The following is an 11604-nucleotide window of genomic DNA, read 5'->3' as shown; positions in this document are numbered from 1 at the left end:
GGTTCCTGGCGGGGCGGTCCCCTCCTCGAGGGGAGGGTGCCGAGCGAAGCGAGGCGGGTGGGGTCGGTGCGGCAGTGCGCGGCCTCAACCGACCCTACCCGTCCATTCGCCTTCGGCAGCCGTTCACCTTCTCCTAAAAGGGGAGGGATGGCTCCTTACTTCACCAATCCCTTTTCCTTGTAATACCTCTCGGCGCCCGGATGCAGCGGCACCGGCATGCCGTCGAGTGCCTTGGCCGGGTCGATCGCCTTGGCGGCTGCGTGGGCAGCGGTGAGCTGGTCGAGATGCTCGAACAGCAGTTTCGTCATCTGGTAGGCGGTCTCGTCGGAGACATCGGCGCTGGTGATCAGGAAATTGCCGACGGCGGCGGTCGCAACATCCTCGGTCTGGCCCTCGTAGGTGCCCTTGGGGATGACCACGGAAAGATAGGGCGAGCCGATCTTGGCGACGTCCTCCGCCGGCACGGCAACGATGTTGACCGGCACCGAGGTGGCGAGGTCACGGATCGACGCGACCCCAAGGCCAGCCGATTGCAGCGTGGCGTCAAGTTGGCGGTTCTTGATCAGCTCCACCGATTCGGCGAAGGGCAGATATTCGATCCGCCCGAGGTCTTCGTATTTCAGCCCGGCTGCAGCGAATATCGTGCGGGCGTTGAGCTCGGTGCCCGAGGCCGGCGCGCCGACCGACAGGCTCTTGCCCTTGAGGTCGGCAAGCGTCTTGATGCCGGATTCCTTGCTGGCGACGATCTGGATGTAGTTGGGATAGATGGCGGCAATGCCGCGCAGCTTGTCGAGCTTGCCTGGGAAGCCGGCTTCGGTATTGCCTTCAGCGGCCAGCTTTACGGAATCGCCCAGCGCGAAAGCAATCTCGCCCTTGCCCTGTTGCAAGAGATTGAGATTTTCGACCGACGCCTTCGTCGCCTGTACCTGGGTGCGCGCGCCTTCGATGCCCTTGCCATAGATTTCCGACAGCGCGACGCCGAGCGGATAGTAGACGCCCGACGTGCCGCCGGTCAGCACGTTGATGAATTCCTGCGCCTTGACCGATACCGCGCCAAGGCCAAGCGACAGCGCCAGCACACCGGCCGCAATAAATTTCGTCCTGAAATTGAGCATGCGATTTCCTCCCTGAAAATTCGCCGCCGTGCCGTCCTCTGCGGCGCGAAGCGAGGCAAGTTTAGACGGCGGGCGGGAAATGCCAACCCGCAATAGCAGTGATTAGACGAACGGCTAAGCAATGCCGCAACACATCGGCGCTTGCGCGATGTCGCATCGCGGCCGAAGATTTTTCCAGCGCTTGTCGAAATCGGGCAGGGCTGCGCGACATACGTCCGGCTCGCAACGATGCGGCCTTCAAACCACGGGAGAAGACCATGCGATATATGCTTTTGATCTACGGAAACGAGGCCGGGATGGCTGCCGCGCCGGCAGACGCGGTGACACAGATGTCGAGCGCCTATGTCGCCTACACCGAAGCGCTGAAGAAATCGGGCGCCTGGCTTGGCGGTGACCGGTTGAAGCCGACGCAATCCGCTACTTCGGTACGGATGGCCAATGGCAAGACCAACGTGCTCGACGGCCCCTATGCCGACACCAAGGAGCAGCTTGCCGGCTTCTATATGATCGAAGCGGAGGACGTCGACGCCGCCATTGCCTGGGCGGCGCGCTGCCCGGGCGCCAGCACCGGCACGGTCGAGGTGCGACCGATCTGGGAAATGACGGAGTACTTATCTGAGAAATGACCATGTGATAGACGGTCGCCCGGAGATGGCGCGGGCGGCGGCGGAAGCGGCCGCCCGGCAAAGCTACGGCAAACTGGTCGCCTATCTCGCCGCGCGCACGCGCGACGTGGCCGGTGCCGAGGACGCCTTGGCCGATGCCTTTGCAGCGGCGCTCGAGCGTTGGCCACAGGCGGGCGTGCCCGACAAGCCGGAAGCCTGGCTGCTGGCGGTGGCGCGCAGGCGCCGCGTCGACGCAATCCGGCGGCGCCTGACCAGCGAGGCGGGCCGCGACCACCTCAGGCTGATCGCCGAGGAGATGGAGGCACGCATGGCCGACGAAGACCTGCCGGACGAGCGGCTCAGGCTGATGTTTGCCTGCGCCCATCCGGCTATCGAGGCCGGCGTACGAGCGCCGCTGATCCTGCAGACCGTCCTTGGCTTCGACGCAGCGACCATCGCCTCGGCTTTTCTTGTCTCGCCAGCCACGATGAGCCAGCGCCTGGTGCGCGCCAAGACCCGCATCCGCGAGACCGGCATTCCGTTCCGCGTCCCGGAGAGGGCCGAACTCGGCGAGCGGCTGGGCACCGTTCTGGAAGCGATCTACGCGGCGTTTGCCGAAGGCTGGTCCGACCCGGCCGGCACCGAAACGCTGCGCCGTAATCTCGCGACCGAAGGCATCTGGCTCGGCCGTCTGCTGGCCACGTTAATGCCAGACGAACCGGAAGCGCTCGGCCTGCTGGCGCTGATGCTGTTCGCCGAGGCGCGGCGTGCAGCGCGGCGCAACGCGGCGGGCGATTATGTACCGCTGGCCGAGCAGGATCTTGTACTGTGGGACGATACAATGATCGATGAAGCGGAGACGCTGCTCAGGCACGCCGCGGCCAAGAGCGTTGTCGGCCGCTACCAACTCGAGGCCGCCGTGCAGTCCGCCCATACGACACGACGGCTGACCGGTTGTACCGACTGGGTCGCGATCAAGGAGCTCTATGACGCGCTGTCGGTGATTGCCGGCTCGCCGGTGGTTTCGATCAACCGCGCGGTGGCCATTGCCGAGGCCGAAGGCGCTTCGGCAGGATTGAGTGCACTTGATGAGCTTGGCGACGACAAGCGGCTGTATGACTATCAACCTTACTGGGCCGCCCGCGCGGGCCTGCTGGCCAGGCTCGGCAAAGTTCCGCAAGCGAGCGAGGCCTATGGCCGGGCTATCGGCCTCGAACGCGACCCGGCCGTGCGCCGGTTTCTGCAGGACCGACGGGCAGGTCTCGACCGCGTGGAAAGACACTGAGGCAAGGCGGACTGGTTACGCGGGCCACATGTCATGGGAGGCGTTCAGCCTCTTCATCACCCGATGTTCCCGCAAATTGGCCCACAGGCGTTCGATATTCGGCCAAGCGGTTGGAACCTTCGCGACCTCCGGATGCCAGGCCACCAACATGACGAGATAGATGTCGGCCAGCGAGAGCCGGTCGCCGGCCAGGCAGTCATGGCCTGCGAGGGCGGCATCGAGAATGGCGAAGCTGCGATCCATTTCCGAGACCGCCGCCTGTTTGACAGCGTCTACGCCGCGGGGATCGGTCGTGTAGCGATGAGCGTAGAAGAACCGCAGGTCAGCCGAATAGATGACGGAGGACATGAAAAACATCCAGCGCAGGAAGTCGGCACGGTCAGCCGAACTTGCTGCGGGCGCCAGTCCTGCTTCCGGGTGGCGCTCGGCTAGCAGGATGCAGATCGCCGCCGATTCGGTCATCGAGCGTCCGTCCGGCAAGATCAGGACCGGCACCTGGTTCAAGGGGCTGATATCTAAAAAGGCCTGGTCGGGTCGGCCCTTCGGAACGTCGATCTGGTCGAAAGGCACGCCCGCCAAAGCGAGCGCCGCCTCGATGACAAAGCCGCCGGTATTGGCACGCGTATAGAGCTTGTACATGAAGTCCTCCACCTGCCGGGCAGCGACGATTTGATACGGAAGGGACCCGCCGCTCAAGCGAACGACGCCCGCCACAGGTGGTTTTTCAGCGGTCCACGCCGACGCGTGATACAGAGTATTTGATGTCGGAGGGCATCGCGAAGGATCGCTACTGACCGGTCATAAACGCTCGTGTCTAAGCGCCCAATCCCTCGAACAGGATCGTCGAGAGATAGCGCTCGGCGAAAGAGGGGATGACGACGACGAGGTTCTTGCCCTTGTTCTCGGCCCGCGAGCCGACGACGATCGCCGCTTGCAGGGCGGCACCCGACGAGATGCCGACCGGCACACCTTCGAGCCGAGCGACGAGCCGTGCATTGGCAACCGAATCCTCGTTCGAGACCTTGACGATTTCGTCATAGATCGTCGTGTCGAGGATTTTTGGCGCGAAGCCGGCGCCAATGCCCTGGATCTTGTGCGGGCCTGGCTGGCCGCCCGACAGCACCGGCGAGGCTTCCGGTTCGACGGCGACGACATGCACCGAGGGCTTACGCTTCTTCAGCACCTGGCCGACGCCGGTGATGGTGCCGCCGGTCCCGATGCCGGCAACGAAGATATCGACTTCGCCATGGGTGTCGTTCCAGATTTCCTCGGCCGTGGTGCGGCGATGGATTTCCGGATTGGCCGGGTTTTCGAATTGCTGCGGAATGACAGCGTCGGGCAGCGTTGCCGCCAGCTCGTCCGCCTTGGCGATGGCGCCCTTCATGCCTTTCGGCCCTTCGGTCAGCACCAGTTCGGCACCGAGCAGAGCCAGCATCTTGCGGCGTTCGACGGACATGGTTTCCGGCATGGTCAGGATCAGCTTGTAGCCCTTGGCAGCGGCGGCAAAGGCGAGCGCGATGCCGGTATTGCCCGAGGTCGGCTCGATCAGGGTGGTCTTGCCGGGCGTAATCCTGCCCGAAGCCTCCAATGCCTCGATCATCGACACGCCGATGCGGTCCTTGACCGAGGCGATCGGGTTGAAGAATTCGAGCTTGGCCAGCAGATTGGCGACGACACCCTTCTCCCTGGCGAATTTATCAAGCCGCACCAGCGGCGTGTCGCCGATCGTCTCGGTGATCGAATTGTAGATGCGGCCGCGGCCGGGCACGTGTGCGGGGGTGGCGGGCTTGTTCATTGATTTCCTCCCAGAGGTCAAGCGGCAAGAGTCGGGCGGGGCCTAGGATAGAGCCATCCGCCGCGCAAGATAGGCTGTCGATCGAAAAATATCCGAGTGAAGTTCGTGCTGAGTACCCCCGCCCTTGCAAGGTGTGGCAATCCTTGGTCGGATTGGCGAAAGAGATCTATTGGCGGGCGGCAATTGCAGCCGCCGCACCGACCATGAAGCCCGCGGCGGTGCGGTTGAGTACCCTCAGCGCCCGCGGCGACTTCAGGAACCAGCGCGCCTTGGCCGCCAGCGCCAGATAGGGCACCAGCACCACGAGCAGGACGACGATGGTGAGCGCGACGAGGATGCCGTAATCGGCCAGCGTGATCGTCTTCAGATCGACGATGGTCGGGGTGATGGCAAGATAGAAGATCATCGTCTTCGGATTGCCGAGCGTGACGGCAAGGCCGGCTACAAAGCTGGATGCCAAGCCGCCCTTGCCTTTCTTCGCCTCCACCGTCTCCGGCGTGATGCCGCTCGTCCAGAAACGCCAGCCAAGAAAGGCGAGGTAGGCGACGCCCAGCCATTTGATGGCCAGGAAGACCATGCCGAAAGTTTGTGCGACAAAAGCCAGGCCGAGCACCACGGCAGTCAAATAGGTCAGGTCGCCGAGCATCAGCCCGAACGACATGGCCAGCGACGAGCGGAAGCCGGAACCCAGCGCACGCCCAACAAGCGCGGTGACGCCTGGGCCGGGGATGGCTGCGGCGATGCCGAGGGCGGCGCTATAGGCGAGGAACCCGGTGAGTGTCATGATTGGCGCTTGTCGCACAATGTTGAAGTTGGGTGAATTCCCTCGGGCCGAATTCGATTGCGCCAGCGCAGCAGGCGACACCGCCGTTCAGGAGCGGCCGTCTTCGTAGGTAATGCGCCAGATGGTGCCGTTGCCGTCCTCGGTGACGATCAGCGAGCCGTCCTTGGCCATCGCGACACCGACCGGGCGGCCCCAGACGGCGTCGTTCGAGATGACGAAGCCGGTCATGAAGTCCTCATATTCGCCTGTCGGCTTGCCATTCCTGAATTTGAGCCTCACCACCTTGTAGCCGGTCCTGGCGCCACGGTTCCACGAACCATGCATGGCGACGAAAGCGTCACCCTGGTAATCCGCCGGGAAGTTCTTGCCGTCGTAGAAGGCTATATTCATCGGCGCCGAATGCGCCTGCATCAATACATCGGGGACAGTGGCCTTGCCGGCGAGGTCTGGCCGGTCGCCCTGATGGCGCGGATCCTCGTTATTGCCGATGTAGTACCAAGGCCAACCATAGAATCCGCCGTCCTTGACCGCTGTTGCAAATTCGAACGGCACATTGTCGCCGAGTTCGTCGCGCTCATTGACGACGCACCACAATGCGCCGGTGGCGGGCTGCACGGTCATGCCCGTACAGTTGCGCAGGCCGGTGGCGACAGTTCGGGGATTTTTCCCATCCGGGTCAAAGGCGAGCACATCGGCACGGCCGTCCTCGGAGCCCCAGGCCGCCCCGAGCGGCTTTGATTTGGCCCAGGCGTCGAGGCCGCTATCCGGCTCCTTGCCTATATCCTCGGCGACGTTCGAGGCGGAGCCAACCGACAAATAAAGCGTTTTGCCGTCCTGCGAGAAGGCGATGTCGCGGGTCGTGTGACCACCCGACGGGATTTGGGCGACAATGGTTTCTGGTTTGCCGGATGTCTTCAAGTCGCCATCGCGATAGGGGAAGCGGACGATGCTGTCGCTGTTCGCGACATAGACCCATTGCGGTTTGTCTCCTGGCGGATAGAAGGCGATGCCGTAGGGATAATTGAGCCCCTTGGCGAAGATCGCTTTCTCGATGGGCTTGGCGCTGCCCTCGGCGAGACGATAGACGCGTATTTGGTCGGCATGGCTGTTGGCAACAAACAGGTCGCCATTCGGAGCGACGCGCACGACACGTGGATTGACGATGCCGGATGCGATCATTTCAGCCGAAAAGCCCGACGGCAATTCTGGCTTGGCGCTTTCGGGCCGTTCCGCCACGCCGGCGCCGTTCGAAGCGGATTGGGCGGGGTCGGCTGCCGGCATGTCTCGCGGCCCAATCAGGCGTCGGACGCCAGGCCTGTCGGCGTGCCAATCGCCAAACGCGGCTTCGCCTTTGAGCACATTCTGGTCCGCCTGCTGGGCGGCTGCCGGTGTCGCAACAAGGAGGGCAGCGGCAACGGCCGCAAAGCCGCCAGATCGGATCATCAACGTCCTCCGGGATTCGCCTCGAACAGGGCAAACGGCATCAGGTATTGATCGTTCCAAGCGGCCGTCCAGCACACGAGGATTTGAAGCCGAACCCGTTCAGTTGCCAGAGGCGTAAAAGTCGTCGTCGAGGCGCTTTTCCAGCGCGACCAGATCGGCCGGCAGCGGCAAACCCATCGCCCGCATCTCTTGCAGCTTCTCGCGCAACTGCTCTTGCACCTCGTGCTGATCCTCTGGTTGGTTGATCATTTCTTCGAGCAGCAGACTGATCTGGGCCTTGAACGATTCCAGCGCCATTCTTTTCTCCTCCTTGCGGCAGGCCCGCGGCGGCTCCTAGCTCAGCATGCGCGAAATCAGCTGCGCGGTATAGTCGACCATCGGTACTATGCGCGCATAATTCAGCCGCGTCGGCCCGATGACGCCGAGCGCACCGACGACGCGCGCGTCCTTGTCGCGATAGGGTGCCACCACCAGCGAGGAGCCAGACAGCGAAAACAGCTTGTTTTCCGAACCGATGAATATGCGCACGCCTGGGCCTGCCTCGGCGAGGTCGAGAAGCTGGATCAGCCCATCCTGCGTCTCCAGATCCTCAAACAGATGCCGCAGCAATTCTATGTCGGCCTGGGCAGTGACGTTTTCCAGGAGATTGGCGCGGCCGCGCACGATAAGCCGCCCAGGCACGCCGCTTTCAGCGCCTGCCCAGACCGCCAGGCCCTTCTCGACCAGATCCTGCGACAGCGTGTCGAGGGCTGCCCTGGTCTCTTCCTTGATGCGGGCGATCTCGACCCGCGCCTCGGCCAGGGTGCGACCGCGGATATGGGCGTTGAGGAAGTTGGAGGCTTCGTGCAATTGCGAGATGGTGATGCCGGCGGGCAGATCGATGACGCGATTTTCGACGTCGCCGTTCTGCGAGACCAGCACGGCCAGCGCCTTGGTCGGCTCTAGCTGGATGAATTCGATGTGCTTAAGCGCCACCTCATTCTTGGCGGCGAGCACGAGGCCGGCGCCGCGCGACATGCCGGACAGCATCTGGCTGGCCTCGGTCAGCATATGCTCCAGCGTCGCGCCCGAGCCGGAGGCGCGCACCTGGGCCTCGATGGTGCGGCGCTCCTCGTCGGAGAGGTCACCAAGTTCCATGAAAGCATCGACGAAGAAGCGCAGGCCTGCCTGGGTCGGCAGCCGGCCAGCCGAAATGTGCGGCGCATAGATCAGGCCGAGATGCTCAAGGTCGCTCATCACGTTGCGGATGGTGGCCGGCGACAGCGACGACGGCAGGATGCGCGACAGGCTGCGCGAACCGACCGGCTCGCCATCCCTCAAATAGGAATCGACGATGCGCCGGAAGATGTCGCGCGAACGCATGTCGAGCGATTGAAGCGCGGGCGATTGCAGCGCGTGCGACGGGAGCACGTGCGACTGCAAACCGGGATCGACTGCCTTTGTCATTTCGAGCCAAAAACCTCCGCCCCGAAGATATAGACTTCCGCGGTGTCGGCGCAACCGGTCCATTTTCCTTTGCGCCTCACGCCCCGTGCGGCTACAAGCCGGCCAAGATTCCCCGGCCAAGATTCCGAAGAAAGAAAGAAGCCTGAATGCGCCCTTCCAAACGCCAATTCGACGAAATGCGCCCCATCTCCTTCGAGCGCGGCGTCTCCAAGCATGCGGAAGGCTCGTGCCTGGTGAAGTTCGGCGACACGCATGTGCTGTGTACGGCCAGCCTGGAGGAAAAGGTGCCGGGCTGGATGCGCAACTCCGGCAAGGGCTGGGTGACGGCGGAATACGGCATGCTGCCGCGTTCGACCGGCGAGCGCATGCGCCGCGAGGCTTCGGCCGGCAAACAAGGCGGCCGCACGCTGGAAATCCAGCGGCTGATCGGCCGCTCCCTGCGCGCCGTGGTCGATCTGCAGGCGCTCGGCGAGCAGCAGATCACCGTCGACTGCGACGTGATCCAGGCCGACGGCGGCACGCGCACCGCTTCGATCACCGGCGGCTGGGTGGCGCTCTACGACTGCCTGCGCTGGATGGAAACCCGCCAGATGGCGAGCCTGGGCAAGGTGCTGAAGGATCACGTTGCGGCGATCTCCTGCGGCATCCATGATGGCCAGCCGGTCATCGACCTCGACTATATCGAGGATTCCTCGGCCGGCACCGACGCCAATTTCGTCATGACCGGCAAGGGCGGCATCGTCGAGATCCAAGGCACGGCCGAGGGCGAGCCGTTCTCGGAAGAGCAGTTCGCGGCGCTGATGGGGCTCGCCAAGAAAGGTATTCAGCGCCTGGTCAGCTTGCAGCAAATGGCGGTGGCTTAGCTGCGGTCAATATTGATGAGATTGGCGATCCTGTGACCCCTTCTGCAATCCTGGAATCAGCACTCTACGTGACGGACCTTGCTGCCGCGGAACGGTTCTATTCGGGCGTGCTCGGGCTCGATCTGCTCGGCAAGGTCGATGGCAGGCATCTCTTCTTCCGCTGCGGCGACAGCGTGCTGCTTATGTTCAATGCCGAGGCGACCAAAGTGCCGCCGCCGGCCGACGCCAAGCTCAAAGTACCGCCGCATGGCGCGGTCGGCCAGGGCCATCTTTGCTTCGCCGCAAGCGCGGATGAAATCCCACGCTGGAAAGCGCATCTTGAGGCGAAGAAAATTGCCATCGAAAGCGAGTTCGAATGGCCGCAGGGTGGCCGCTCGATCTATATTCGCGACCCGTCGGGCAATTCGATCGAATTCGCCGAGCCAAGAATCTGGGGCATCTGATGCATTCGCCAACTGTCCATTCGCTTGACGGGCATAAGATCGTCGTCGCCAGCCATAATGCCGGTAAATTGCGGGAATTCGCCGATCTGATGGCGCCATTCGGCATAGAAGCGAAGTCCGCAAAGGAATACGGCTTGCCGGAGCCGGACGAGACCGGCACCACTTTCGAGCAGAACGCCCTCATAAAAGCCTTGGCCGCCGCCAAGGCCACTGGACTGCCGGCGCTGTCGGACGATTCCGGCCTGTGTGTCGATGCGCTCGACGGCGCACCCGGCGTCTACACCGCCAACTGGGCTGAGACGCCGGACGGCTCCCGCGACTTCGGCATGGCCATGCAGCGCACGGAAGTGGCCTTGCAAGAAGTTGGCGCGATCACGCCTGCCCAGCGCAAGGGCCGCTTTGTCGCGGTCATCTGCCTGGCCTTTCCCGATGGCCAGGCGGAATATTTTCGCGGTGAGGTCGAGGGCACGCTGGTATGGCCACCGCGCGGCGAGCTCGGCTTCGGCTACGATCCGGTGTTCTTGCCCAACGGGTTCGAAAAGACCTTCGGCGAGATGAGCGCGAAGGAAAAGCATGGCTGGAAGCCCGGCCAGCCAACCACATTGTCGCACCGTGCCCGCGCCTTCCAGAAATTCGCGCAAGCCCGATTGGCCGGCGTATGACCATGCTGCTCGACCGCAGGCCTGGTTTCGGCGTCTACGTCCACTGGCCGTTCTGCGCGGCCAAATGCCCGTATTGCGACTTCAACAGCCATGTCCGCCACCAGCCGGTCGACCAGGAGCGTTTTGCCCGCGCCTTCGAGACCGAGCTGGCGACGATGCGCGGCCGCACCGGACCGCGCGAGGTGACCAGCATCTTTCTTGGCGGCGGCACGCCATCGCTGATGAAGCCGCAGACCGTGGCGGCGGTGCTGGATGCAGTGGCGAAGAACTGGACGGTGCCTGATGGCATCGAGGTGACGCTGGAGGCCAATCCTTCCTCGGTCGAGGCCGAGCGCTTTCGCGGCTATCGCGCGGCCGGCGTCAACCGGGTATCGCTTGGCGTGCAGGCGCTGCACGACAAGGATCTGCGCTTCCTCGGCCGTTTGCACAATGTCGATGAGGCCCTGCATGCGATCGGCCTGGCGCGCGAGATATTCCCACGGCTGTCGTTCGACCTGATCTACGCGCGGCCGGGCCAGACGCTTAAAGCGTGGCAGACGGAGCTCGAGCAGGCGATCGGCCACGCCGCAGACCATCTGTCGCTCTATCAGCTGACCATCGAGGAAGGCACGCCGTTCCATGCACTGCATGCGGCAAGGAAATTCATCATTCCAGACAATGAGCTTGCCGCCGATCTCTACGCGTTGACACAGGAGATCACCACCGCGCGCGGACTGCCGGCCTACGAGATTTCCAACCACGCCAGGCCCGGCGCCGAAAGCCGGCACAATCTCACCTATTGGCGTTATGGCGAATATGTCGGCGTCGGTCCCGGCGCGCATGGCCGGTTCGTCGAAAATGGCCGCCGCGTGGTGACGATCGCCGAGAAAATGCCGGAGACCTGGGCCAATCTGGTCGAGGCCAAGGGTCATGGCGTTACCGGCGGCGAGGTCCTGACGCGGTCGGAAGAGGCCGACGAGTTCCTGCTGATGGGGCTGAGGCTGGCGGAAGGCATCGACCTTTCCCGCTACGAGGCATTTTCAGGGCGCGGCCTGTCGACGGCACGGCTGTCGGTGCTGCAGGACGAAGGCCTGGTGGCGCCGATCGGCAATGCCCGCCTGCGCGCCACGCCGGCCGGCATGATCGTGCTCGATGCGGTCGTGGCGGATTTGGCCAGATAGCAC

13 protein-coding genes are annotated in these 11604 nt (G+C 63.6%); 6 read left to right on the top strand and 7 right to left on the bottom strand.

All coding sequences use genetic code 11. The features are described from left to right. Positions 1-155: 155 nt before the first annotated feature. Positions 156-1115: a TAXI family TRAP transporter solute-binding subunit gene (locus NKI16_RS22090; protein ID WP_023678990.1), complete on the bottom strand. Its 960-nt coding sequence runs from the start codon at positions 1113-1115 to the stop codon at positions 156-158. Positions 1116-1372: 257 nt separating this feature from the next. Here NKI16_RS22090 and NKI16_RS22085 point away from each other — a divergent pair, with 257 nt between their 5' ends. Both NKI16_RS22085 and NKI16_RS22080 read left to right on the top strand, forming a co-directional pair. Continuing rightward, positions 1373-1741: a YciI family protein gene (locus NKI16_RS22085; RefSeq protein WP_023678989.1), complete on the top strand. Its 369-nt coding sequence runs from the start codon at positions 1373-1375 to the stop codon at positions 1739-1741. Positions 1742-1748: 7 nt separating this feature from the next. Further along, positions 1749-3005: an RNA polymerase sigma factor gene (locus NKI16_RS22080; protein ID WP_352782642.1), complete on the top strand. Its 1257-nt coding sequence runs from the start codon at positions 1749-1751 to the stop codon at positions 3003-3005. 15 nt (positions 3006-3020) lie between these two features. On the opposite strand, the gene NKI16_RS22075 is transcribed toward NKI16_RS22080, so the two are convergent. The 6 genes from NKI16_RS22075 to hrcA form a co-directional block, all read right to left on the bottom strand. Further along, a complete protein-coding gene (locus tag NKI16_RS22075; protein ID WP_352782624.1) occupies positions 3021-3644 on the bottom strand; it encodes a glutathione S-transferase family protein in 624 nt (207 codons plus the stop codon). 175 nt (positions 3645-3819) lie between these two features. After that, entirely contained in the window at positions 3820-4800 is a 981-nt protein-coding gene (gene cysK, locus NKI16_RS22070; RefSeq protein WP_023678986.1) for a cysteine synthase A, read from the bottom strand. A 166-nt stretch (positions 4801-4966) separates the two neighbouring features. Beyond that, positions 4967-5584, bottom strand: coding sequence for a LysE family translocator (locus NKI16_RS22065; RefSeq protein WP_352782626.1), 618 nt, complete (start codon positions 5582-5584; stop codon positions 4967-4969). Positions 5585-5671: 87 nt separating this feature from the next. Continuing rightward, positions 5672-7027 carry a PQQ-dependent sugar dehydrogenase gene (locus NKI16_RS22060; protein ID WP_352923684.1) on the bottom strand — a complete coding sequence of 452 codons (1356 nt, stop codon included), beginning with the start codon at positions 7025-7027 and terminating at the stop codon, positions 5672-5674. Between the two features lie 99 nt (positions 7028-7126). Next, positions 7127-7324 (bottom strand): hypothetical protein, encoded by a 198-nt coding sequence (locus NKI16_RS22055; protein ID WP_023678983.1) that lies wholly within the window; start codon positions 7322-7324, stop codon positions 7127-7129. A 36-nt stretch (positions 7325-7360) separates the two neighbouring features. Continuing rightward, on the bottom strand, positions 7361-8473 hold the full coding sequence (gene hrcA / locus NKI16_RS22050; protein WP_036239090.1) for a heat-inducible transcriptional repressor HrcA: 1113 nt from the start codon (positions 8471-8473) through the stop codon (positions 7361-7363). Between the two features lie 146 nt (positions 8474-8619). Here hrcA and rph point away from each other — a divergent pair, with 146 nt between their 5' ends. From rph to hemW, 4 genes are read left to right on the top strand one after another with little or no spacing between them, the layout of a single operon-like run. Next, positions 8620-9336: a ribonuclease PH gene (gene rph / locus NKI16_RS22045; protein WP_023678981.1), complete on the top strand. Its 717-nt coding sequence runs from the start codon at positions 8620-8622 to the stop codon at positions 9334-9336. A 32-nt stretch (positions 9337-9368) separates the two neighbouring features. Continuing rightward, the gene (locus NKI16_RS22040) at positions 9369-9779 is read left to right on the top strand and encodes a VOC family protein (protein WP_023678980.1); all 411 of its coding nucleotides are present in this window, start codon (positions 9369-9371) and stop codon (positions 9777-9779) included. Further along, positions 9779-10441 (top strand): RdgB/HAM1 family non-canonical purine NTP pyrophosphatase, encoded by a 663-nt coding sequence (gene rdgB / locus NKI16_RS22035; RefSeq protein ID WP_023678979.1) that lies wholly within the window; start codon positions 9779-9781, stop codon positions 10439-10441. The genes NKI16_RS22040 and rdgB overlap by 1 nt, the downstream gene beginning before the upstream one ends. Further along, positions 10438-11601 (top strand): radical SAM family heme chaperone HemW, encoded by a 1164-nt coding sequence (gene hemW / locus NKI16_RS22030; protein WP_352575340.1) that lies wholly within the window; start codon positions 10438-10440, stop codon positions 11599-11601. Before rdgB ends, hemW begins: the two co-directional genes overlap by 4 nt. Positions 11602-11604 lie beyond the last annotated feature (3 nt).

This window comes from Mesorhizobium sp. M0698 (assembly GCF_040320455.1).
In the GTDB taxonomy this organism is placed as follows: domain Bacteria; phylum Pseudomonadota; class Alphaproteobacteria; order Rhizobiales; family Rhizobiaceae; genus Mesorhizobium.
This window is presented reverse-complemented; position numbering and strand designations above follow the sequence as displayed.

Bases quoted from the DNA above. Each gene is read 5' to 3' on its own strand.
- NKI16_RS22090 (WP_023678990.1), bottom strand. From the start codon at position 1,115: ATGCTCAATTTCAGGACGAAATTTATTGCGGCCGGTGTGCTGGCGCTG.
- NKI16_RS22085 (WP_023678989.1), top strand. From the start codon at position 1,373: ATGCGATATATGCTTTTGATCTACGGAAACGAGGCCGGGATGGCTGCC.
- NKI16_RS22075 (WP_352782624.1), bottom strand. From the start codon at position 3,644: ATGTACAAGCTCTATACGCGTGCCAATACCGGCGGCTTTGTCATCGAG.
- cysK (WP_023678986.1), bottom strand. From the start codon at position 4,800: ATGAACAAGCCCGCCACCCCCGCACACGTGCCCGGCCGCGGCCGCATC.
- NKI16_RS22065 (WP_352782626.1), bottom strand. From the start codon at position 5,584: ATGACACTCACCGGGTTCCTCGCCTATAGCGCCGCCCTCGGCATCGCC.
- NKI16_RS22060 (WP_352923684.1), bottom strand. From the start codon at position 7,027: ATGATCCGATCTGGCGGCTTTGCGGCCGTTGCCGCTGCCCTCCTTGTT.
- NKI16_RS22055 (WP_023678983.1), bottom strand. From the start codon at position 7,324: ATGGCGCTGGAATCGTTCAAGGCCCAGATCAGTCTGCTGCTCGAAGAA.
- hrcA (WP_036239090.1), bottom strand. From the start codon at position 8,473: ATGACAAAGGCAGTCGATCCCGGTTTGCAGTCGCACGTGCTCCCGTCG.
- rph (WP_023678981.1), top strand. From the start codon at position 8,620: ATGCGCCCTTCCAAACGCCAATTCGACGAAATGCGCCCCATCTCCTTC.
- rdgB (WP_023678979.1), top strand. From the start codon at position 9,779: ATGCATTCGCCAACTGTCCATTCGCTTGACGGGCATAAGATCGTCGTC.
- hemW (WP_352575340.1), top strand. From the start codon at position 10,438: ATGACCATGCTGCTCGACCGCAGGCCTGGTTTCGGCGTCTACGTCCAC.